This window comes from Nonomuraea sp. NPDC054003 (genome assembly GCF_055585125.1).
This window is the reverse complement of sequence record NZ_JBVJKR010000023.1, coordinates 1-23,083: the sequence shown is the minus strand read 5'-3', so window position 1 is coordinate 23,083 and position 23,083 is coordinate 1. Positions and strand designations below refer to the sequence as shown.

19 protein-coding genes are annotated in these 23,083 nt (G+C 70.5%); 14 read left to right on the top strand and 5 right to left on the bottom strand.

Annotation, left to right across the window (positions count from 1 at the left end; genetic code table 11):
• The first annotated feature begins 10 nt into the window (after positions 1-10).
• The 10 genes from ACZ6YG_RS40860 to ACZ6YG_RS40815 all read left to right on the top strand — a co-directional run bounded on the left by ACZ6YG_RS40860 (position 11) and on the right by ACZ6YG_RS40815 (position 12,321).
• A complete protein-coding gene (locus tag ACZ6YG_RS40860; protein ID WP_466020908.1) occupies positions 11-142 on the top strand; it encodes a hypothetical protein in 132 nt (43 codons plus the stop codon).
• A 454-nt stretch (positions 143-596) separates the two neighbouring features.
• Positions 597-1,211, top strand: coding sequence for a YesL family protein (locus ACZ6YG_RS40855; RefSeq protein ID WP_466020907.1), 615 nt, complete (start codon positions 597-599; stop codon positions 1,209-1,211).
• A 56-nt stretch (positions 1,212-1,267) separates the two neighbouring features.
• A complete protein-coding gene (locus tag ACZ6YG_RS40850; RefSeq protein WP_466020906.1) occupies positions 1,268-2,767 on the top strand; it encodes an extracellular solute-binding protein in 1,500 nt (499 codons plus the stop codon).
• A 59-nt stretch (positions 2,768-2,826) separates the two neighbouring features.
• Positions 2,827-3,804: an ABC transporter permease gene (locus tag ACZ6YG_RS40845; RefSeq protein ID WP_397199076.1), complete on the top strand. Its 978-nt coding sequence runs from the start codon at positions 2,827-2,829 to the stop codon at positions 3,802-3,804.
• A gap of 13 nt (positions 3,805-3,817) precedes the next feature.
• On the top strand, positions 3,818-4,717 hold the full coding sequence (locus ACZ6YG_RS40840; RefSeq protein WP_222708923.1) for a carbohydrate ABC transporter permease: 900 nt from the start codon (positions 3,818-3,820) through the stop codon (positions 4,715-4,717).
• 5 nt (positions 4,718-4,722) lie between these two features.
• A complete protein-coding gene (locus ACZ6YG_RS40835) occupies positions 4,723-7,341 on the top strand; it encodes an exo-rhamnogalacturonan lyase family protein (RefSeq protein WP_466020905.1) in 2,619 nt (872 codons plus the stop codon).
• A 122-nt stretch (positions 7,342-7,463) separates the two neighbouring features.
• On the top strand, positions 7,464-9,062 hold the full coding sequence (locus tag ACZ6YG_RS40830; RefSeq protein WP_219547720.1) for an ABC-F family ATP-binding cassette domain-containing protein: 1,599 nt from the start codon (positions 7,464-7,466) through the stop codon (positions 9,060-9,062).
• Positions 9,063-9,175: 113 nt separating this feature from the next.
• Positions 9,176-9,391 (top strand): helix-turn-helix domain-containing protein, encoded by a 216-nt coding sequence (locus ACZ6YG_RS40825; RefSeq protein ID WP_020547488.1) that lies wholly within the window; start codon positions 9,176-9,178, stop codon positions 9,389-9,391.
• Positions 9,392-9,510: 119 nt separating this feature from the next.
• Positions 9,511-10,344 (top strand): enoyl-CoA hydratase/isomerase family protein, encoded by an 834-nt coding sequence (locus tag ACZ6YG_RS40820; RefSeq protein ID WP_466020904.1) that lies wholly within the window; start codon positions 9,511-9,513, stop codon positions 10,342-10,344.
• Between the two features lie 90 nt (positions 10,345-10,434).
• Entirely contained in the window at positions 10,435-12,321 is a 1,887-nt protein-coding gene (locus tag ACZ6YG_RS40815; protein ID WP_466020903.1) for an ABC transporter ATP-binding protein, read from the top strand.
• Here ACZ6YG_RS40815 and ACZ6YG_RS40810 read toward each other — a convergent pair.
• Complete coding sequence (locus tag ACZ6YG_RS40810) at positions 12,293-13,174, bottom strand: sulfotransferase family protein (RefSeq protein ID WP_148031319.1); 882 nt, start codon at positions 13,172-13,174, stop codon at positions 12,293-12,295. The two genes, ACZ6YG_RS40815 and ACZ6YG_RS40810, sit on opposite strands and share 29 nt — an antisense overlap.
• Positions 13,175-13,252: 78 nt before the next feature.
• On the opposite strand from ACZ6YG_RS40810, the gene ACZ6YG_RS40805 reads away from it, so the two are divergent.
• Entirely contained in the window at positions 13,253-14,119 is an 867-nt protein-coding gene (locus ACZ6YG_RS40805) for a S66 peptidase family protein (RefSeq protein WP_466020902.1), read from the top strand.
• A gap of 40 nt (positions 14,120-14,159) precedes the next feature.
• The gene (locus ACZ6YG_RS40800) at positions 14,160-15,017 is read left to right on the top strand and encodes a DUF1444 domain-containing protein (protein WP_466020901.1); all 858 of its coding nucleotides are present in this window, start codon (positions 14,160-14,162) and stop codon (positions 15,015-15,017) included.
• Between the two features lie 3 nt (positions 15,018-15,020).
• Here the strand turns inward: ACZ6YG_RS40800 and ACZ6YG_RS40795 are convergent, their stop codons facing one another.
• A complete protein-coding gene (locus tag ACZ6YG_RS40795; RefSeq protein WP_466020900.1) occupies positions 15,021-16,790 on the bottom strand; it encodes a glycoside hydrolase family 15 protein in 1,770 nt (589 codons plus the stop codon).
• Positions 16,791-16,805: 15 nt separating this feature from the next.
• Positions 16,806-17,408 carry a membrane protein YczE gene (yczE, locus tag ACZ6YG_RS40790; protein ID WP_148031322.1) on the bottom strand — a complete coding sequence of 201 codons (603 nt, stop codon included), beginning with the start codon at positions 17,406-17,408 and terminating at the stop codon, positions 16,806-16,808.
• 63 nt (positions 17,409-17,471) lie between these two features.
• Between yczE and yczR the strand changes: the two genes are divergently transcribed.
• Positions 17,472-18,902 (top strand): MocR-like transcription factor YczR, encoded by a 1,431-nt coding sequence (gene yczR, locus ACZ6YG_RS40785; protein ID WP_148031323.1) that lies wholly within the window; start codon positions 17,472-17,474, stop codon positions 18,900-18,902.
• A 4-nt stretch (positions 18,903-18,906) separates the two neighbouring features.
• On the opposite strand, the gene ACZ6YG_RS40780 is transcribed toward yczR, so the two are convergent.
• Both ACZ6YG_RS40780 and ACZ6YG_RS40775 read right to left on the bottom strand, forming a co-directional pair.
• Entirely contained in the window at positions 18,907-19,515 is a 609-nt protein-coding gene (locus ACZ6YG_RS40780; RefSeq protein WP_148031324.1) for a trimeric intracellular cation channel family protein, read from the bottom strand.
• Between the two features lie 10 nt (positions 19,516-19,525).
• Positions 19,526-21,019, bottom strand: a complete 1,494-nt coding sequence (locus tag ACZ6YG_RS40775; RefSeq protein ID WP_466020899.1) for a peptide MFS transporter — start codon at positions 21,017-21,019, stop codon at positions 19,526-19,528.
• A 135-nt stretch (positions 21,020-21,154) separates the two neighbouring features.
• Here ACZ6YG_RS40775 and ACZ6YG_RS40770 point away from each other — a divergent pair, with 135 nt between their 5' ends.
• On the top strand, positions 21,155-22,990 hold the full coding sequence (locus tag ACZ6YG_RS40770; RefSeq protein WP_466020898.1) for an AMP-dependent synthetase/ligase: 1,836 nt from the start codon (positions 21,155-21,157) through the stop codon (positions 22,988-22,990).
• Positions 22,991-23,083 lie beyond the last annotated feature (93 nt).

Below are 23,083 nucleotides of genomic sequence, written 5' to 3'. Positions count from 1 at the left end.
AAGCGGACGCGTGCCCGCTCGCAGGGACGACGCCTCGTCGGTCGTGTGGAGTGTGCGTCCGCTCGTGCCTGGCGGGGCGACGGCGAGAGCCGAGGAGATCGCGCTGATGTGCCGGCGTCCGGCCGAGATGCGGATCGAGTGAGGCATCCGGCCTGTCCGCGAGCAAGGGCCGGCGATCGGGAAAGATCGTTGCATACCTGCAATCTGCGAGAGCCAAGGCTTCCACCTGGTCGCGCAGGGGGTGGACCCGCCGCCGGCGGTGCACGACGCCGACGGCCGTACGCGGTCGCGCTGGACGTTCAGGTGACGCGGTGACCTTCGCGGTCAAGGGCCTGACCTCGTTCCGCTGGACCGGCGACGGCTCAGTGAAGGGTCCCGCCGCTGACGGGCGGACGGGTGAGGTTCAGCCAGGTGGCGGCGAGTCCGTGAATCCCGGGGTTGCGACGCATTGACTTTGAGTCGATTCAACACTACTTTCGCAGCAACCGACCGCCGTTCACCCCCGCGTAACGGGACGGGAACCAGCATGCAACGGCTCCCGTCCCCGGGTCCGCGCACACGCCACGAGAAGGTGCTGCCGGATGAGCCATCCCGCCATGTCAATCAGGTTGCAGGCCGCCTGTTCCGAGGTGGTCTGGGCGGCCCGGCTGAACGTGCTGTGGATCGTCTTCACGCTACTCGGCGGCGTCGTGCTCGGGCTCGGGCCCGCCACCGTGGCCGCGTACACGCTGGCCCGGAGGCACGCTCGTGGTGAATCGATTCATGCGCTGCCCGAGTTCTGGCGCGTCTACCGGCGCGAGTTCGTCCGCGCGTCCCTGCTCGTCCTGCCCCTGGCGGTGGTCGCCACCGTCCTCGTCGGCAACTTCCTCTACTTCGCCGCACTCGGGCCCGGCGCCAGGGCATGGCAGGTGGCGACGCTCGTGGCCCTCGTGGCGCTCGCCTGCGTCGGGTCCTACCTGGGGCCGCTCTACGCGCACTACGACCTGCCGCTGCCGGCCTACCTGCCGAAGGCCTCACTGCTGGCGCTCACCCGGCCGGCCTCGTCCGTGCTCCTGCTGTTCGTGCTCGCCGCGATCGTCTTCGCGACGGTGGCGGCCCCCCTCCTCGCGCTCCTCCTCAGCGTCGGCGCGTGGATCTGCCTCAACACGTGGCTGTGCCTGCGGTTCTTCGAGGAGAACGAGGCGCGCCTGCACTCGAAAGGGAACCGATGACCGCATCCCGTCGTCGCCGGCTGGCCGCCGGTGCGTTAACGCTAACAGCAGCTCTCGTGGCGTCCGCCTGCTCCAGCGGCGCCGGTGAGGGGGCGGCGGAAAGCGACACGCTGACCATGATGGTCCCGCTGTTCCAGACCGCCCCCGACCCCAAGGGCGAGATCCAGCAGGCCGTCGAGAAGCTCGTGGGCAAGAAGCTGCAGATCACCTGGGTGCCCAACGCCGAGTACAACGACAAGACCAACGTCATGCTGGCCTCCAACGCCATCCCGGACGTGGTGGTCATCCAGGACAACAAGGGCGCGTCGTTCGTCCAGGCCGCGAAGGCGGGGGCGTTCTGGGACCTGACCGACAAGCTCGACAAGTACCCGAACCTCAAGCCGAAGTCGCAGCAGGCCTGGATCAACTCCAAGACCGACGGCCGCAACTACGGCATCTACCGGGTCCGCCCCCTGCTGCGCTCGGCGGTCGTGCTCCGCAAGGACTGGCTGGAGAATCTGGACCTGGAGCTGCCCAAGACCACCGACGACCTGTACGAGATCGCCAAGGCGTTCACCGAGAAGGACCCCGACGGCAACGGCAAGAAGGACACCTACGGCCTCATCCTGCCGAAGTGGCCCGCCCCCGTGTTCTCCGCGTCCAGCCCGTACAACGCCATCGACGTCTGGTTCGGCACCCCGAACAACTACGGCATGCGCGACGGCAAGCTCGTCCCCGAGTTCGACGTGCCGGAGTTCTGGGAGGCGCAGAAGTACACCAAGAAGTTCATCGACGAGGGCCTGGTCAACCCCGACTGGGCCACCCTGGACACCGGCAAGTGGAACGACCCGTTCCTCCAGGGCAAGGGCGGCATCATCATCGACGTCAACGTCCGGGCCGGCGAGCTCTTCGACAAGTTCAAGGAGCTGGACCCCGAGACCTACGACCAGAAGGTCGCGATGGCGGGCAACCTGACCCGGCCGGACGGGCAGAAGTTCTCCCTGCCGTTCACCGGCTACAACGGCATCGTGGCGATCTCCAAGCAGCGCGTCCAGACCGAGGAACAGCTCGACGACGTGCTGACCACGCTGGACAAGCTGGCCGGCAAGGAAGGCTCGATCCTGCTGAACAACGGCATCGAGGGCCGCAACTTCAAGGTCGAGGACGGCTACGCCGTGAAGATCAACGAAGACGACCCGGCGGTCAAGGTCATCAACAACGACGTGCAGTTCGGCTTCATCCAGCTCGGCACGACCGCCAGCGTCGGCGTCGCCGGTGACGCGTACGAGTGGATGCGCCCCAGCCAGGCCGAGCAGGACTGGCTCAAGCAGCGTGACGAGCTCATGGAGCTGGACCTGCAGACCGCCGTGCACGACCCGTCGCTGCCGGTCATCTCGCAGACCGCGGTCGAGAAGGGCGCCACGCTCGGCCCGATCCCGACCGACGCCCGGATCAAGTATCTGGCGGGTGCGCTGACCGAGGACGAGTTCAAGGCCGAGATCAAGCGCTGGTACGACAGCGGCGGCACCCAGATCCTCGCCGAGCTCCAGGACGGGATCTCCAAGATAGGCGGCTGACCGGCTCGACCGAGAGGCCCGGGGGCCACCCGGGCCTCTCCTTTCGAAAGGAGGCCGCCGTGGCCACCGATCTGGCGTCGCCCGTCACCGAGGCGGCCCCCAAGAACGACCGGGACGGATCCGGCAGGGTGTCGGTCCGCGCGGCGCTGACGCGCTACCGCTGGCTGTACGTGATGCTCATCCCCGGCCTGGCCTACTTCGCGATCTTCAGATATCTGCCGTTGTACGGCCTGACCATCGCCTTCCAGGACTTCGTGCCGTTCCTCGGCTACTCCGGCAGCCCCTGGGTCGGCCTCAAGCACTTCGAGGCGCTGTTCACCGGGCCGGACTTCGCGCGCCTGCTCTTCAACACCCTGTTCCTCGCCCTGCTGACCGCGATCTTCGTCTTCCCGGCGCCGATCATCCTGGCGTTGCTGCTGAACGAGCTGCGGGTCAGCGTCTACAAGCGGTACGTGCAGTCGCTCATCTACATCCCGCACTTCCTGTCGTGGACGATCGTCTTCTCGCTGACGTACCTGCTGTTCGCGGTGGACTTCGGCGTGATCGCGGGCTGGATCCACAGCCTGACCGGCGGCGGCCCCAAGGTCGACTACATGGCCCAGCCGGAGTGGTTCAGGCCGCTGGTCATCCTGCAGCTGCTGTGGAAGACGTCAGGCTGGGGGACGATCATCTACCTGGCCGCGCTGGCCAGCGTGGACACCCAGCTGTACGAGGCGGCGCGGATGGACGGCGCCGGCCGCTTCCGGCAGTTCTGGCACGTCACGCTGCCGGCGATCCGGCCCACGATCGTGGTCATGGCGATCCTGACCTCCGGCAACCTCCTCGACCAGAGCTTCGAGCAGATCTGGCTGCTCACCAACTCGCTGAACCGCTCGACGGCGGAGGTGTTCGACACCTTCGTCTACTACGTCGGCATCGCCGGGGGCGGCTACAGCTACGCCACGGCGGTCGGCCTGTTCAAGGGCATCGCCGGCGTCATCCTGATCTTCGGCGCCAACTGGCTGGCCAAGCGCATGGGCCAGCGCGGACTTTTCTGAGGAGCGCGCGGCCGTGTCCGACAAGAAACCTGCCAACACGCCGATCAAGCACTACAGCTCGCTCGGCAGCCGTGTGTTCGACACGCTCAACGTCGTCGTGCTCGGCGCGGTGGCGCTGGTCACCGTGCTCCCGTTGTTCTACGTGCTCGCCGGGTCGTTCGCGACCGAGGCGGAGATCTCCACCCGGCCGTTCTTCCTGTGGCCGGAGAAGTTCGTCACGAGCACGTACGAGTACATCTTCGCCAACGACACCATGCTGCGGGCGCTGCTCACCACCATCGCGGTGACCGCCGTGGGGACGGTGCTGCAGGTCGCGCTGACCTTCACCATGGCCTACCCGCTGTCGAAGCGTTACCTGCCGGGCCGCACCCTGGTGCTCAACCTGGTCGTCTTCACGCTGGTCTTCGGCGGCGGGATCGTGCCGACCTACCTGGTGGTGCGCGACCTGGGGATGCTGGACAGCTACTGGGCGCTGATCCTGCCGCTGGCGATCAACCCCTTCTACCTGATCATCGTGAAGTCGTTCTTCCAGGAGCTGCCGCAGGCCCTGGAGGAGGCGGCGCGGATCGACGGCTGCAACGAGCTCGGCGTCTTCTTCAAGATCGTCATGCCGCTGTCGAAGCCGATCATCGCCACGTTCTCGCTGTTCTACGCGGTGGGCATCTGGAACGACTACATGTCGCCGCTGCTCTACATCAACGACAACGACAAATGGACCCTGCAGGTGCTGGTCCGGCAGCTCACCAGCCCCGACGCGGCCAACGCCATCAGCGCGCTGGACACGGTGTTCTTCCCCGCGAGGGGCCTGATGTTCGCGGTCGTGGTGATCGCCACGCTGCCGATCCTGTTCTTCTACCCGTTCCTGCAGAAGCACTTCGCCAAGGGCGTGCTGATCGGGTCGGTGAAGGAGTGACCGGAGTGGAGACCTCGCTGCGCTGGCTGGACCGCCCGGGCGGCGGACAGGGGGTGACCTGGGGCGTGCCGTGGCCGCGCGGCGCCGTCGCCCCCGGCGTCCCCTTCGCCCTGACCGGCCCCGGCGGGGGAGAGGTGCCGGTGCAGAGCTGGGTGACCGCCACCTGGCCGGACGGCTCGGTCAAGTGGTCCGCCCACGCCGCGGCGGCCGCCGGGGAGGACGCGTACGTCCTCGTACCGGGAAGGGAGCCCGCGGCGCCGCGCGTGCCCGTCACCGTCACCCGCGAGGGCGGCCTGATCAGGGTGAGCACCGGGACCGTCGCCTGGACGATCGAGCCGTCGGGGGACACGCTGGTCCGCTCCGCCGGGCGGGACGGCAGGGAGATCCTCCGCGACGTCCGCCTCGTCAGCCTGCGCCAGGACGGGCCCACGCCCGACGACGGGGGCGCGGTCCGACGGGAGAGCGCCACGGGACGGATCGAGCGGGTCACCGTGGAACAGGACGGGCCGGTGCGCGCGGTGATCAGGGCGGAGGGCCGGCACGGCGACTGGCTGCCCTTCACCGTCCGCCTCTACTTCTACGCGGGCGCCGAGGACGTGCGGATCGCGCACACGTTCGTCTGGGACGGCGACCCCGGCCGCGACTTCCTCGCCGGGCTGGGCCTGCGGGCCGGCGTCGTGATGCGGGACGAGCTCCACGACCGGCACATCCGGCTGGCCGGCCGCGACGGCTTCCTCACCGAGGCGGTGCGCGGCCTGACCGGCCTGCGCCGCGACCCCGGCGAGCGGGTGCGGCGCGCCCAGGTCGAGGGCCGCCCGTGCGGGCCCGTCGGCAACCCGGAGGTGGCCGGCCGCCTGCACCTCGTCCCCGCCTGGAACGACTACACGCTCGACCAGAACTCCGCCGACGGCTACCTGCTGCGCAAGCGCACCGCCGAAGGCCACGCGTGGGTGACGATCCCGTCCGGGACCCGCTCGGCCGGGTACGGCTACGCCGGCGGCACGAGCGGCGGCCTCGGCTTCGGCCTGCGCGACTTCTGGCGCCTCCACCCGGCCAGGCTCGACGTCCGCGACGCCGCCACCGGCCTGGCCACTGCCACGGTCTGGCTCTGGTCGCCGTCCGCGCCCGCCATGGACCTGCGGTTCTGGCACGACGGCCTGGGCCAGGACACCTTCGCCGAGCAGCTCGAAGGCCTGGAGATCACGTACGAGGACCACGAACCCGGCTTCGGCGACCCGTACGGCATCGCCCGCACCCACGAGCTGACCCTGCGCGTGTACGGGGCCACGCCCGCGCACCCGGACCTGGCCGCGCACGCGGCCGCGATGAACGAGCCGCCGCTGCTGGTCGCGAGCCCCGAGCGGATCAGGGCGGCGGGCGTGTTCGGCGACTGGGCGCCGCCCGACCGCGCCACCCCCGCCCGCGCCGCGATCGAGGACCGCCTGGACTTCCTGTTCGACCTGTACGCGCGCGAGCGCGAGCAGCGCCGCTGGTACGGGTTCTGGGACTACGGCGACGTCATGCACACCTACGACGCCGACCGGCACACCTGGCGCTACGACGTCGGCGGCTACGCCTGGGACAACTCCGAGCTGTCGCCCGACCTGTGGCTGTGGTACCAGTTCCTGCGCACCGGGCGGGCCGACGTGTTCCGCTTCGCCGAGGCCATGACCCGCCACACCGGCGAGGTCGACGTCTACCATCTGGGCCGGTGGAAGGGCCTGGGCAGCCGGCACAACGTGCAGCACTGGGGGTGCAGCTGCAAGCAGTTGCGGATCTCCAGCGCCGCCTACCGCCGTTTCCTCTACTACCTGACCGCCGACGAGCGCACCGGCGACCTGCTCGACGAGGTGGCCGAAGCTGAGGAGGCGTACGCGGCGCTCGACCCGCTGCGCAAGGTGCGTGAGGACGACTACACGCCGGACCCGTCGGCGCTGTCGGTCGGGCTCGGCGCCGACTGGGGCGCCCTCGCCGCCGCCTGGCTGACCCGCTGGGAGCGCTACGGCGACGGGCGGGCCAGGGACAAGCTGCTGCGCACCATGGCCGGCATCGGCGCGCTGCCCAACGGGTTCCTCACCGGCGAGGCCCGCCTCGACCTGGCCACCGGCCGGTTCGACACCTCGCGCGACACCGTCTCGGTCTCGCACCTGTCGGCGGTCTTCGGCCTGCCCGAGGTGTGCTCCGAACTGCTCTCGCTCGGCCTGGACGTGCCCGGATTCGAACGGGCGTGGCTCGACTACTGCCGCCTCTACCTCGCCACGCCCGAAGCGCAGGCCGCCGAGACCGGCCGCCCGCTGACCGGGATCTCGCTGATCCAGGCGCACAGCCGCCTGGCCGCCTACGCCGCCGCCCGCCTCGACGACGCGGACCTGGCCGCGCTGGCCTGGCGCAGGTTCTTCCACGATGAGGGCGACCAGCTCAACAGCAACCCCTTGCAACGTGAACCCGACTGGCGGCTGACCCGGGTCGAGGGGCCGCACGTGCCCGCCGCCCTCTGGGACGCGCCGTTCGTCAGCACCAACGACGCCGCCCAGTACGGCCTCGCCGCGATCCAGAACCTGGCCCTGATCGCCCGGCACCTGCCGGAATCGAACGACGGCCCCCCGGCGTTCCCTCGTACGTGACGCTTCGAGCGAAGGCGGAGCTCCAGGCACGGGCCCTACACTGATCCGTATGCACACTCCCGATTGACCGGCGTCGCTCGCCCTCATCCCTCGTTTCCTAGCTCGGGAGTGCTTCGTCAATCATGATCATTGCCACTGACATCGAACTGCGTGCGGGCTCGCGCCTCCTCATCGAGAACGCCTCCTTCCGGGTCAACCCCGGCGACAAGATCGGGCTCGTCGGGCGCAACGGCGCCGGCAAGACGACGCTGACCAAGGTGGTGGCAGGCGAGGCGCTGCCCGCCGCCGGCACCGTCACCCGCACCGGCAGCGTCGGCTACCTGCCGCAGGACCCCCGCACGGGCGACCTGGAGGTGCTGGCCCGCGACCGCGTCCTGTCGGCCAGGGGCCTGGACGAGGTGCTGCGCAAGCTGCGCGAGGCCGAGGCCGGCATGTCCTCCGCCGACGAGCGCACCCGCGAGAAGGCCGTCAGGCAGTACGGCCGCCTGGAGGACCAGATGCACGTGCTCGGCGGCTACGCCGCGGAGTCGGAGGCGGCCTCCATCGCCTCCAGCCTCGGCCTGGCCGACCGCGTGCTCGGGCAGCCGCTGAAAACGCTTTCTGGCGGCCAGCGCAGGCGGGTGGAATTGGCGAGAATTCTTTTCAGCGGGGCGGAAACTCTCCTTCTCGACGAGCCGACAAACCACCTAGATGCGGACTCAATCGGGTGGCTTCGTGATTTTTTGCGCTCTCATCAGGGCGGCTTGGTGATCATCAGCCACGACGTCCAGCTTCTTGAAGCCACGGTCAACAAGGTGCTCCACCTCGACGCCAACCGGTGCGTCGTCGATCACTACAACGTCGGCTGGAAGGCCTACCTCGCCCAGCGCGAGACCGACGAGAAGCGCCGCAAGCGCGAGCGCGCCAACGCCGAGAAGCAGGCCGGCGCGCTCCTCTCACAGGCCGACAAGATGCGCGCCAAGGCCACCAAGGCGAAGGCCGCGCAGGACATGATGCGCCGCGCGCACCGCCTGCTGGCCTCCACCGAGGAGGAGCGCGTGAGCGACAAGGTCGCCCGGCTGCGCTTCCCCGATCCCCAGCCGTGCGGCCGCACCCCGCTGATGGCGGAGGGCCTGTCCAAGTCCTACGGGTCCCTGGAGGTCTTCACCGACGTCGACGTGGCCATCGACCGAGGTCACCGGGTGGTCATCCTCGGGCTCAACGGCGCCGGCAAGACCACGCTGCTGCGCCTGCTGGGCGGGGTGGAGCGGCCCGACACGGGGGAGATCCGGCCGGGCCACGGGCTGAAGATCGGCTATTACGCGCAGGAGCACGAGACGCTCGACAGTGACAGAACCGTCCTGGAGAACATGCGTTCGGCAGGCGGAACGTTCACTGACACCGAGCTGCGCAAGGTCCTCGGCTCGTTCCTGTTCACCGGGGACGACGCCGACAAGCCCGCCGGAGTCCTGTCCGGAGGCGAGAAGACCCGCCTGGCGCTGGCCACGCTGGTGCTGTCGAGCGCGAATGTCCTGCTGCTCGACGAGCCGACGAACAACCTCGATCCGGTCAGTCGTGAGCAGGTTCTCAACGCTCTGAGGTCGTATTCAGGAGCGATCGTGCTGGTGACCCATGACGAGGGTGCCGTTGACGCCCTGTCACCGGATAGGGTGATCTTGCTGCCAGACGGAACTGAAGACGCGTGGAGCGAGGAATTTTCCGATCTTGTGGCACTTGCCTGATCTTAATTTGGGTGGGTACGGATCTTTTCCCGTGGAGTAGGTAGCCGATCCCGCTGAAATGACTGATCATGGCGGAGTAACGCTGCGGAAGTCCGGCACTACAGGAGGTACTCGTGGCCGAGACACTGAAGAAGGGCACCCGGGTGACGGGGGCCGATCGCGAGAAACTGGCCGGCGATCTGAAGAAGCGCTATGCCGCGGGCGAGAGCATCCGCGCCCTGGCGGCTTCGACCGGCCGGTCCTACGGGTTCATCCACCGCATCCTCAGCGAGTCCGGGGTGACTCTGCGCGGACGCGGAGGGGCGACCCGGGGCAAGTCCAAGCGCTGACGGCCGCCTCGGAACGCGCGACCGCAGCCGCTCGTCCCTAGTCAGCCTGCCGTCGCGCCCGGGCCAGAATCTCATTCTGTAAGCTCGGGCGCGACGGTACAGCGAGGAGGGCAGCGGTGATGGGCGACGCGAAGGCGCCACAGCAGCGCGGGGGGTACGCGGAGGAGGTTTCCGCCGAGGAGCTGGCGGAGATCGGCCTGCGCTACGAGGTGGACGGTGAGATAGCCACGGTCACTCTGAACCGGCCGGACAAGCGGAACGCGCAGACGTCCGCGACCTGGTCGGCTCTTGCACGCATCGGCGCCGGCCTGCCGGAGCAGGTGCGCGTGGTCGTGGTGAAAGGTGAGGGACCGTCCTTCTCGGCAGGCATCGACCTGCGGATGTTCACGAAAGAAGGGGTGTCGGGGCAGGGCTCGTTCGGCTCGGCCGGCAGGCAGGACGACAGCTCGCTCAAGCGATTGGTCGACCAGGCTCAGCAGGGTTTCCTGTGGCTGCGCCGCCCCGAGATCGTCTCCATCGCGGCCGTGCAGGGTCACGCGATCGGTGCGGGCTTCCAGCTCGCGCTCTCCTGCGACCTGCGGATCGTGGCCGACGATGTCAAGTTCTGCATGAAAGAGCCCGCGCTCGGGCTGGTGCCCGATCTGACCGGCACCAAGCCCCTGGTGGAGCTGGTGGGCCTGGCCAAGGCGATCGACATCTGCCTGACGGCCAGGATCGTGGAAGCCGACGAAGCCTTCCGCATCGGCCTGGCCGAACACGTGGTCGCGGGGGGCGACCTCGACAAGGCCGTGGCCGACAAGGCCGCGCAACTGCTGTCGACCAACCGGGACGCGGCGGCCGCGACCAAGCGGCTCCTTCAGGGCGCGTCCGCGCGCACCCTGGAGGAGCAGAGAGCCGCGGAGGGCGCCGAGCAGGCCGAACGCCTCAGGGCCCTCTTCAACGCCCAGTCTTGACGGGGCGGGGCGGTTTCGCCAGAAGCTGATAAGGGAATCGACGGACGGCCCCGCGACGCTTAGCTGGGGGAGTGAGAGGATTTCCCCTGGATGGCGATGATGGGAGGGGGTTTCGGCCCCCAAGTGTGGGCGTCGCTGCGGCGGGACGGCTCGGTGACGAAGCAGCGGCTCGCGCCCGGCACGGTGCGGCGGATCGCCGGCTATGCCCGCCCCTACCGGCGGCAGATCGCGGCGTTCCTGCTGCTGGTGGTGGCGGGCGCGGTCGTCGTCGTGGCCAACCCGCTGCTCATGAAGGCCATCATCGACGACGGCATCCTGCCGAAGCGGACCGGAGTGGTGATCGGCCTGGCGGTGGCGATCGCCACGCTGGCGGTCGTCGACGCCGGGCTGACCCTGGCGCAACGGTGGTTCTCCGCCCGCATCGGCGAGGGCCTGATCTACGACCTGCGCACCGAGGTCTTCGACCACGTGCAGCGGATGCCGGTGGCGTTCTTCACCCGGGCCCAGACCGGGGCGCTGGTGTCACGGCTCAACACCGACGTGATCGGCGCCCAGCGGGCACTGACCAGCACGCTGTCGTCCGTGGTGTCCAACATCGTCAGCCTCGTCCTGGTGCTCGCCGCCATGCTCGTGCTGTCGTGGCAGGTGACGCTGGTCGCCCTGGTGCTGCTGCCGATCTTCATCGTGCCCGCCAAGTGGGTCGGCCGCCGCATGTCGGCGCTGACCCGCGAGCAGATGCAGCTCGACGCCGAGATGAGCAGCGTCACCACCGAACGGTTCAACGTGGCCGGCGCGATGGTGGCCAAGCTCTACGGCCGGCCCGAGGACGACGCCGCCGTCTTCGGTGAGCGCGCCGCCCGGGTGCGCGACATCGGGGTGCGGGTCGGCATGTACGCCGCCGTCTTCCGGGTCGCGCTCGGCCTGGTCGCCGCCCTGGCGACGGCCCTGGTGTACGGGATCGGCGGCGTGCTGGCCGTGGGCGACGTGTTCGAGCTGGGCACGCTCGTCGCCCTGGCCGCGCTGCTCATGCGCCTGTACGGGCCGCTCACGTCGCTGTCGAACGTGCACGTCGACGTGATGACGGCCCTGGTGAGCTTCGACCGGGTCTTCGAGATCCTCGACCTGAAGCCGATGGTGGCCGAGCGGCCCGGCGCCCGTCCGGTGCCGGACGGCGCGGTCACGATCGAGTTCGACGACGTGAGCTTCCGCTACCCGTCGGCGGATGAGGTGTCGCTGGCGTCCCTGGAGTCGGTCGCCAAGCAGGACACCGGCCCGTCGGCGCAGGTGCTCGACGGCGTGACCTTCACCGCCGAGCCCGGCAGGCTCATCGCCCTGGTCGGCCACTCCGGCGCCGGCAAGACCACGATCACCTCGCTGGTCTCCCGGCTCTACGACGTCACCGGCGGAGCCGTCCGGATCAACGGCCTGGACGTGCGCGACGCCACGCTCGCCTCGCTGCGCGACACCGTGGGCGTGGTCATGCAGGACCCCCACCTGTTCCACGACACGATCGGGGCCAACCTGCTCTACGCCCGCCCCGGCGCGAGCGAGGAGGAGATGTGGGCGGCGCTGCGGGCCGCGCAGATCGGCGAGCTGGTCGAGGCGCTGCCCGACCAGCTGGAGACCGTGGTCGGCGAGCGCGGTTACCGGCTGTCCGGCGGCGAGAAGCAGCGCCTGGCGCTGGCCCGGCTGCTGCTCAAGGCGCCGCGCGTGGTCGTGCTCGACGAGGCGACCGCCCACCTGGACTCGGAGTCGGAGGCGGCCGTGCAGCAGGCGCTCAAGACCGCGCTGACGGGCCGCACCTCGCTGGTGATCGCGCACCGGCTCTCCACGATCAGGGAGGCCGACGAGATCCTGGTCGTGAACGCCGGCCGCGTCGCCGAGCGCGGCCGCCACGAGGAGTTGCTGGCCCGCGGCGGGCTGTACGCCGAGCTCTACCGCACCCAGTTCAGCTCGTCAGGTAGCCCAGCCGGGTGAGCTCCTGGCGGGCCACCTTCTCCACCAGCTCGGCGTCCTCCGCCCGCAGGCGGGCGCGCCAGCCGCCCACCCGGGGCGCGGGCGCGTACAGGGCGACCTTCGGCACCCGGGTGTCCAGGAACTCCGACAGCCTGGCCGCCTCCTGCGCGGGTCTGAGCGCCAGGTCCTCGTAGCGGACCGTGATGAGCTGGTCCTCCGGCAGCTCCTGGCGGAGGGTCGCGTTCAGCCGCACCGCGCTGCGCCAGCGCAGCGCGCTCTTGCCGGCCACCGGCATGGTCTTCCAGCGGTCGCGGTGCTCGTCGCGGTTGACGCCGAGGAACTCGTTGGGGAACTCGGTGTCCTCCGGCAGCATCACGGGCTTGAACCAGGCCAGGCAGGCCGGGTCGTCGAGCATGTCGGCGGTGACGTCCCGGCCGTCGCGGATGAGCTGCACGAACCGCGCGTCGGGGAAGGCGCGCCGCAGCACGGGCACGGCGTAGAGCAGGTCGGGGCTGGCGTCGCCGAACCTGGTGACCTCGCCGGTCGCCACGCACGGGCCGGTGCTGGTCACGCCGCCCGCCTCCCGGCAGGCGTCGGAGCACAGCCCGCACGAGCCGTTCAGCACCTGCCACGACTCGGCCAGCGCGTCACGCAGCACCCGCACCGCGCCGGAGGTGCGGCCGATCGACGGCCGGCGGGCGAAGGCGTACACCACGTGCGCCACGCACGCGCGGCCCGTCGTCAGGTGGAACCCGGGCGCCCGTTTGAGGGCGCGGGCCAGCAGGTCCGTGCCCGAGTGCGGGGCGCCGACCAGGAACACCGGCCTGCGGACCTTGATGCCGTTGACCACGAGGATGTGGGGCGGAAGTCGCATACGAGAGGTAAGTGTGACACCGTTTTCCGGGTGATAGAGACAACCGGATTCTTGCACCATGACGCCACTGTCGCCGTCGTGTCCACGTCGGGCCCGGCGGACGCCGCCGTGCTGAAGCGGGGGGTCGAGCGCCTGGAGGGGCTCGGCATGAAAGTCATCGTCGGCGCGCACGCGCTCGACCGCCAGGATCTGCCCTACCTGGCCGGTGAGGACGCGGCCCGGGCGGCCGACCTGCAGGCGGCGTGGTGCGATCCGGCGGTGTCCGCGGTGTTCTGCGCCAGGGGCGGCTACGGCGCGGCCCGGCTGCTCGGCCTGATCGACTGGGACGCGATGCGGGCCGCCGGGCCGAAGGTGCTCATCGGCTCCAGCGACATCACCGCGCTGCACCAGGCGTTCGCCGTGGAGCTGGGCGTGCCCACGCTGCACGGCCCGATGCCCGGCAACGTGCTGATCGGCGGCGAGCAGGGCCCCGAGCCGGTCACCTGGGACGCGATGCTCGCGGCCCTGTCCGGCGCCGCCGCGCCGGTCACGGGCGATCGGGTGCTGGTCCCCGGCCGGGCCGAAGGGGTGCTGACCGGCGGTAACCTGTCGCTGCTGGCCTCGCTGTGCGGCACGCGCCACCAGCCGTCGTTCGACGGCCGGATCGCGTTCCTCGAAGACATCGGCGAGGAGCCCTACCGCGTCGACCGCATGCTCACCCAGCTCCTGCAGGCCGGCGCGTTCGCGGGCGTGCGGGGGATCGCGCTCGGGTCCTGGGTCGACTGCGGCGATCCCTACCCGGTGCTCCGTGACCGCCTGGAGCCGCTCGGGGTGCCGGTCGTCGCGGGGCTTCCCGTAGGGCATGGATCGCCCCAGATGAGTGTGTGGCTTGGGGCTCTTGGGGCTATTGATACCGAATCGTGCTCCCTGACCGGCCCCTACTGGAACGAGGACCAGGCAAGGTAGGACAAGAAGGGGACAAAACCGACAGAAAGGGACACGGCGCGTGCCATCCTTCCAACAGGAGCCCTCGCGACGGTCGGTGGAGGACGTCGACCTCGACTCGCTGCTCGCCCTCGTCACCGAGTCCCTCGGCTACACCTGCGTGTTCGGGGCCGACGGCGCCTCCCTGACCATGCGCGGCCCCCGGGAGATCCGGGTCAGGCTGACCGGGTTGCGCAGGGAGGCGGTCCGCCGGGCCCGCGAGGACTGGCCGACGCTCGTCTCCGAGCACCTGGCGCACGCCGTGGCAGGCGGCCCGCTCGACTACTGCGACCTGGAACAGGTCCGGCCGCTGCTGACCACCCGCGTGGAGCCGGCCGGTGAGGTGGCCGACCCCGCCCGGGTGGTGGGCCGCCACCTCAACGGCGACCTGGTCGAACTGCTCGCCGTCGGCGACCGCCCGGTACGGCCCGAGGAGGCCGGCTGCTGGCCGGTGCCGGCCGCGCGGGCGCTGGAGCTGGCCGTGTCCAACGTGCGGCTCGGCGTGCGGCTGACCACCGAGTCCGTCGAGCTGTCGGGCACCCCGGTCACCCGGCTCACCGCGGCGACCCCGGCCGCCGCGACCCACCTGCGCTGGCTGGAGGAGTATCTCCCGGTGCCCGCCGACGGGGCGCTGGTCGTCCTGCCCGACCCGTACACCCTGCTCGTCCACCCGGTCGACGGGATCGGCGTGGTGCGCGCGATCGAGCGGCTGCGCGTGCACGCCGCCCGCACCGGCGGGCTCAGCTCGCAGGTCTACTGGTGGCACGACGGCCGGCTCGCGCTCATCAGGGCCGACATCGAGCTGCGGCAGGGCCAGACGAGGCTGGTCGTGGCCCCGCCGCCGGAGTTCGCCGAAGTGCTCGCCAGGCTGGCCGTCTAGGGCTCACATGAGCTTCGACAGCGCCCGCGCCGCGTGGATCAGCGGGACGTGCGAGAACGCCTGCGGGAAGTTGCCCACCAGCCTGTCGTAGCGCGGGTCGTACTCCTCGGCCAGCAGCCCGACGTCGTTGCGCAGCGCCAGCAGCCGGTCGAACAGCTCGGCCGCCTCCTCCTTGCGCCCCTGCATGGCCATGACCTCGACCAGCCAGAAGCTGCACGCCAGGAACGCGCCCTCGCCGCCGGGCAGCCCGTCGACGTCGTTGTCCTCGGCCACCGGGTAACGCAGCACGAAACCGTCGGCCATCAGCTCCTTCTCGATGGCGGCGACCGTGCCCGTCACCCGGGGGTCGTCGATCGGCAGGAACCCGAGCATGGGGATGAGCAGCAGCGCCGCGTCCAGCTCGTGGGAGCCGTAGGACTGGGTGAAGGTGTTGCGGTGCGGGTCGTAGCCCTTGTCGCAGATCTCGGCGTGCATCTTGTCGCGCGCCGCGCGCCAGCGGTCGGCCGGGCCGGTGCGGTCGAACCGCTCGACGTACTTGACCGCCCGGTCGAGGGCCACCCAGCACATCACCTTCGAGTGCACGAAGTGGCGGCGCGGGCCGCGCACCTCCCACAGGCCCTCGTCCGGCTCGTCCCAGTGTTCCTCGACGTAGTCGAGCAGCTTGCGCTGGATCGACCAGGCCCGCTCGTCCGGCCCCAGACCGGAGGTACGGGCGAGGTACAGCGAGCTCATCACCTCGCCGTACACGTCGAGCTGGAGCTGGTCGACCGCCTGGTTGCCGATCCTGACCGGACGGGAGCGCTCGTAGCCGTCGAGCCAGCCGAGCTCCAGCTCCGGCAGCCGGCGCTCGCCCGCGACCCCGTACATGATCTGCAGGTCCTGCGGCCGGCCCGCGATGGCGCGCAGCAGCCACGCCCGCCACGCGGCGGCCTCCTCCAGGTAGCCGGAGCCGATGAGCGCGTCCAGCGTCATGGTCGCGTCGCGCAGCCAGCAGTAGCGGTAGTCCCAGTTGCGCACGCCGCCGATGTCCTCGGGCAGGGAGGTGGTGGGCGCGGCCACGATGCCGCCCGTGGGGGAGTAGGTGAGCGCCTTGAGCGTGATCAGGGAGCGGACCACGGCGTCGCGCCACCTGTCCGGCCCCTGGTAGGAGCAGGCGCCCACCCAGTCGCGCCACATGACCTCGGTCTGCACGAGCTGGTCCTCGCACTCGATCTGGGGCGGCATCGGCTCGTGTGACGGGTGCCAGGTGAACACGAACGGCAGCCGGTCGCCCGCCTTCACCTCGAAGGTCGCGGTGTGCGCGTAGTCGCCGCCGCGCAGCGGGATCGGGGAGTGGAGCCAGGCCGAGTCGGGGCCGCCGACGGCCTGCAGGTGGCCGCCGTTGCGGCGCATCCACGGCACGATCCGGCCGTAGTCGAAGCGGACCCGCAGCTGGGTGGACATCTCGACGGTGCCCGACACCCCTTCCACGATGCGGACCACGTCGGGGTTGACGTCGCGCGGCGGCATGAAGTCGATCACCCGGACGGTGCCGGTGGGGGTGTCCCACTCGCTCTCCAGGATCAGCGTGTCAGGCCGGTAGCGGCGCCGGTCGGCCGGCCGCCTGCCGGCCGGGCCGAGCCACCAGTGTCCGTTGCGGTCGTTGCCGAGCAGGGCGGCGAAGCAGGCTGGGGAGTCGAACCTGGGCAGGCAGAGCCAGTCGATGGAGCCGTCCCTGCCGACCAGAGCCGCCGACTGCATGTCACCGATGAGCGCGTAGTCCTCGATCCGCATGCCCCGACACTAACCTCAATCGAGCGGGAACCAGCGGGTGAAGAGCTGGGTGAGCGGTCCGATGGCGAGCGCGAAGGCCAGGGTGCCGAGCCCCGCCGTGCCGCCGAGCAGCCATCCGGCGGCCAGCACGGTGATCTCGATGAGGAACCGGCTCAGCCGCACCGAGAGGCCGAGCTTGGTCAGGCCGGTCATGATGCCGTCACGCGGGCCCGCGCCCATCCTGGCGCTGATGTACAGGACCGTGGCCAGCGCGACGGACGTCACGCCGAGCGCGACATAGAGCCAGCCGACGACCGGGTTCCCGGGGGAGGGCAGCAGGTGGAGCGCGGCGTCGGCGAACAGGCCGATGAAGATCACGTTGCTGATCGTGCCGAAGCCGGGCCGCTGCCGCAGCGGTATCCAGAACAGCATGACCACCGCGCCCACTATGATGATCATGGTTCCGATGGAGAGGCCGGTCCACAGCGCGGTCCCCTGGTGGAAGACGTCCCAGGGGCCGTTGCCGAGGCCGGATTCGATCTGGAGCCCGATGCCGCCCCCGTAGAGCGCCAGGCCGCCGTAGAGGCGGAGCAGGCGTCCGGGCAGGGAACCGGCATGCGGGATGGTCGCTTCGCTCATGATGACCTCACCGTGGCACATGGCCGGTTTGCCAAGACAGGGCCAATCCTGAAAAGTGGCCTTATGCGGTTTCTTTCGGCAGGTCAGGTGGCCCGGCTCGTCGACGCCGGTCCGCACGCGCGGCCCTACTACCGGGCGCTCGCCGACGCGATGCGCGCCGCCGTCATGGGCGGGCAGATCCCGGTCCGGGTACGCATGCCGGCCGAACGCGACCTGGCCAGGACGCTCGGCGTCAGCCGCACCACCGTGACCGCCGCCTACGACCTGCTGCGCGAGCGCGGCTTCCTGGAGAGCAGGCAGGGCTCGGGAAGCTGGACCGCGCTGCCCGACCCGGCCGTCACCGCCGACAACCCGTGGCTCGCCGTCGACGGCGAGGGCCTCATCCAGTTGCACGCCGCCGCCCCGCCCGCGCCGTCCGCGCTGCGCGCGGCCATGGCGCAGGCCGTCGAGGAGGTGCCCAGGTACGGCATGGGCAACGGCTACCACCCGCTCGGGCTGCCCGTGCTGCGCGAGCGGATCGCCGCCCGCTACACCGAGCGCGGCCTGGCCACCCGCCCGGAGCAGATCCTCGTCACCACCGGCTCGCAGCACGCCATCATGGTGGTGCTCGGCGTGCTGGCCGGCGCCGGCGACGCGATCATCGTGGAGTCGCCCACCTACCCGCACGCCATCGACGCCGCCCGCCGGCTCGGCGCCCGGGTCACGTCCGTCGGCGTCTCCTCGGGCGGCTGGCCGGAGGACCTGGTCTCCGGCGCGATGCGGCAGGCCGCCGCCCGGCTCGCCTACCTCATGCCCGACTTCCAGAACCCGACCGGCGCGCTCATGGACGACGCCACCAGGTCCGCCGTCGTGGGCGCCGCCAGGCGGGCCGGCACCTTCCTGCTCGTCGACGAGACCTGGTCGGAGCTGGCCCTGGACGAGGTGCCGCGCACCGCGCCGATGGCCGCGTTCGACACCGGCGGCACCGTGATCAGCATCGGCTCGGCGTCCAAGCTGTGGTGGGGCGGGCTGCGCATCGGCTGGATCCGCACCACGGCCGCGCTCGCCCGCCGGATGGCGCAGCACCGGGCGTCGGTCGACATCGCCAGCCCGGTGCTGGAGCAGCTCGTCGTGGCCGCGCTGTTCGAGCGCCTGGCGCAGACCAGGGCCGAGCGCCGCCGCACGCTGCGCGCCTCACGCGACGCGCTCGTGACCGAGCTGCGCGCACGGTTGCCGGGCTGGGAGTTCGCGGTGCCGCCGGGCGGCGGCACGCTCTGGATCCGGCTCGACTCCGGCTCGGCCGTCTCCCTCGCCGAGGCCGCCGCCTGTCATGGCGTACGGATCGCGCCCGGCCCCTGGTTCGGCCTGGAGGGGACGCTGGACGGCTACTTGCGGCTGCCCTTCACCCAGCCGCCCCAGGTGCTGAGGGAGGCGGTCACCCGGCTGCACACGGCCAGGCGCCTCGGCCTGACGGGGGCGGTGCGCAGGCCGGACGCGCTCAGCCCCATGGTCTGAGCGGTCATTCGCCGACGCCGCGGGCCAGGGGGGCGCGCCAGTTGTACCGCATCGCGGCGATGCGCAGCCCGAAGGTCAGCACCGCCGCCCCCAGCGCCACCGGCCAGCCGTTCAGCCCGGCCCACGACATCCCGGCCATCGCCGCCGAGCCGATGAGCGCGGGGACCGCGTACAGCTGCCTGTCGTACAGCAGCGTGGGGATCTCGCCCGCGAGCACGTCACGCAGCATGCCGCCGCCCACGCCGGTGGTGACGCCGAGCAGGGTGGCGTGCAGCGGGCTGAGCCCGTACTCCATCGCCTTGGCGGTGCCGACGGCGCAGAACAGGCCGAGCCCGGCCGCGTCCAGCACCAGGATGAGCGGCATCACCCGGGTCACGTGCGGATGCCAGAAGAACACCACGGTCGCCGCCGCCAGCGGCACCAGCACGTAGCCGAGACTCTGGAAGGCCACCGGGGAGACGTTCAGCACCAGGTCGCGCATGATGCCGCCGCCGAGCGCGGTGATCTCCGCCAGCACCGCCATGCCCACCACGTCCAGACGCTTGCGCACCCCCATCAGCGCGCCGGTGAGCGCGAAGACGAAGATGCCGACGAGATCGAAGAGTTCTGCCACGCTGGACTGTCTACCGGACCGGCGGCATCGCGGGTGGCGCGTGGTGCTCGGCCATCATGGCGCGCAGCTTGCGGTTGAACGCGAACAGCCCCAGCCCCGCGACGATCGCCATCGCGGCCAGCAGCAGGTAGTAGGCCGGTTCGGACATCACGTCGCCGAGCCGCCCGGTCTGCCCGCCGACCGCGTCGCCCACCGACACCGCGATGAACCAGACCCCCAGCATCTGGCCCTTGAACGCCCGCGGAGCCAGCTTGGTCGTCACCGACAGCCCCACCGGGCTGAGCGCCAGCTCGCCGAACACCTGCACCAGGTAGACCAGCACCAGCCACCACACCGACACCCGGCCGCTCTCCGCCAGGTTCGCCGCCATCGCCATGACGACGAAGCTCAGCCCGACCATGACCAGCGCGAAGCCGAACTTCTGCGCCGTGCTCACCCGGTCGCCGAGCTTCACCCACAGCGCCGCGAACACCGGCACGAAGATCATGATGAAGAGCGGGTTGAACGACTGGGTGGTGGCCGCGTGGATCGGGATGCCGAACAGCGACAGGTCGGTGTTGTTCTCGGCGAAGAACAGCAGCTTGCTGGGCGCCAGGTCGTAGATCATCCAGAAGATCGAGGCGGCGGCGAACAGCCAGATGTAGGCCTTCATCCTGGACCGCTCGTCCTCGCTCAGGTCGTGCGCGCCCAGCATGATGTAGCCGAAGTAGGCGATCGGCACGGCGATGATCACCGCCGTCATCACCGCGGTGAACCGGCCGAGGGTGAACGTGCCCGTCGCCGCCCACGCGCCCAGCGCGATCGCCACCGCGCCCGCCACCCCCGCCGCCGTCAGCCCGACCCGCCGCAGCTCGTGCGGGTGCAGCGGGACCTCCGGCCGGTCGCCGACCCCGCGCAGGCTGACCCGGCCGCCGATCGTGTACTGCAGCAGGCCGAACGCCATGCCGACGGCCGCCGCGCCGAAGCCCAGATGCCACCGGTCGCCGGCCGCCAGCGAGCCGACCACGATCGGCGCGAAGAACGCGCCCAGGTTGATGCCCAGGTAGAACAGCGAGAACCCGGCGTCCCTGCGCGCGTCGTCGTCCTCCGGGTACAGCTTGCCCACCATGACGGAGATGTTGGGCTTGAGCAGCCCGGTGCCCAGGACGATCAGCAGCAGGCCGAGCCAGACATAGGCGGGCGAGGAGACCGGGACGGCCATGCTGATGTGGCCGCACATGATGACGAACCCGCCCCAGAACACCGATCGGCGCGCGCCCAGGATCCGGTCCGCGATCCACCCGCCGGGCAGCGCCACCAGGTAGATCAGCGCGCCGTAGATGCCCACCACGGCCTGCGCGGTCTCCTGCGACAGGCCCAGCCCCTGATGGGCGGGGGAGGCGACCATGAACGTCGCCAGGATGGCGCGCAGCCCGTACCAGCTGAACCGCTCCCACATCTCCGTGCCGAACAGAGTCGCAAGCGCCCACGGGTGACCGAAGAACGTCTTGCCGTCGTTACCCATCCGGACCCTCCGGTCACAGGAAGCACGTGAATAATCACTGTACGTGACGGCTTCTCCAGATACTTGCCGCTACTCGCGCCGTATGGTGCGATGCATCCCAGCTGCGCAAGTGATTACTGACTGAAGGCGGGTGTCATGGCCGACGTCCTCGAGGTGCGGGCGGAGATCGAACGTTCCATCGCCGGGCTCACCCTGTGCGAGCAGTTGAGAAAGACCGCCGAACAATACCCCGACGCCCCCGCCTACTCCGATCCGGACGGCGACGGCTGGTCCACCCTCACCTACGGCCAGGCCAGGGAGCGGGTCCTGGAGATCGCGGCCGGCTTCGCGGCCCTCGGGCTGGAGCCCGGCGACGCGGTCGCGCTCATGATGGTCAACCGGAGCGAGCACGTGCTCGCCGACCTCGGCGCGGTGCACGCCGGAGGCGTCGGCTGCACCATCTACGGCACGTTCGCGCCGGACCAGGTCGCCTTCGTGGCGGGCGACGTGGCCGCCAAGATCGCGGTGATCGGCGGGCCCGCCGAGCTGGCCCGCTGGGAGCCGTCGCTCGACCGGCTGCCGGACCTCCGCAAGATCATCATGCTGGAGGGGGCGCCGGAGGGCGACCGCTTCATGTCCTGGCAGGACTTCCTCGACCTGGGCAGGGCCCGGCTGGCGGAGGACCCCGCCGCGGTCGAGGCCCGCTGGCGGGCCGTCACCGCCGGCGACCCTGTCACCGTCCTCTACACCTCGGGCACCACCGGCCAGCCGAAGGGCGTCCCGCTCAGCCACGCCAACGTCTTCTACGAGGTGGCCTGCACCGACCGGATGGCGAACCTGCCGCTGGAAGGCACCCAGATCTCCTATCTGACGTACGCGCACATCGCCGAGCGGGTGCTGAGCCTGTACCTGCCGCTGGTCAAGGTCTCCCACGTCTACTTCTGCACCGACCTGGCCAACCTCGGCGCGACGCTCGGGCAGGTCAGGCCCGTGCTGTTCTTCGGCGTGCCGCGCGTGTGGGAGAAGATGATGGCCCGGCTGCTCGCGGTCATGTCCACCCAGCCGGAGGAGCAGCAGGCCGCCGTGCGCCAGGCCATGGCCGCCGGCGTCGCCTGGGTGGAGGCCGGACAGTACGGCCACACCATGACGCCGGAGATCGAGGCCGCGTACGAGAAGGCCGACAGCTCGCTGCTGTCGATCATCCGCGGCATGATCGGGTTCGACCGCGCGGAGTGGACCGCCACCGGCGCCGCGCCGCTCCCCGGCGAGGTGCAGCGCTTCTACGCCGGGCTCGGGCTGAAGGTCATCGACGTGTACGGGATGACCGAGACGACCGGGGCGTTCACCGGCAACGCCCCCGACTGCTACCGCCTGGGCACCGTGGGCAGGGCCGAGCCGGGCGCCGAGGTCCGCATCTCCGAGGACGGCGAGATCCTCACCCGGAGCCCGCTCAACACCAGCGGCTACCTCAACCGGCCGGAGGCCACGGCCGAGCTCATCGACGCCGACGGCTGGGTGCACACCGGCGACATCGGCACCGTCGACGAGGACGGCTTCTACCGGGTGGTCGACCGCAAGAAGGAGCTCATCATCACGGCCGGCGGGGAGAACATCTCGCCCGCCGAGATCGAGAACCACCTCAAGGAGCACCCGCTGATCGGCCAGGCGCTCGCGTACGGCGACCGCCGCCCCTACCCGGTGGCCATCCTCACCCTCGACGGCGAGATCGCCCCCGGGTGGGCGCAGTCGCGCGGCATCTCCTACACCACGCTCGCCGACCTGGCCGAGCACCCGGACGTGCTCAAGGAGGTGGGCGGCGCGGTGGAGACGGCCAACGCGAAGCTGGCCCGGGTGCAGCAGATCAAGAAGTGGGCGCTGCTGGGCACCGAGTGGACGCCCGAGAGCGAGGAACTGACGCCCAGCCTCAAGCTCAAGCGGCGGGTGGTGCACAGCAAGTACGGCGATCTGATCGAGAGCCTCTACACCGACTGAGGGCCGCGTCCAAGATCGTGGTGTATGAGGTTCAACCACTCTGCGATCTAAATCCTATTTAAGCAGCAATAGCACTATTAGTCACACTTGCAT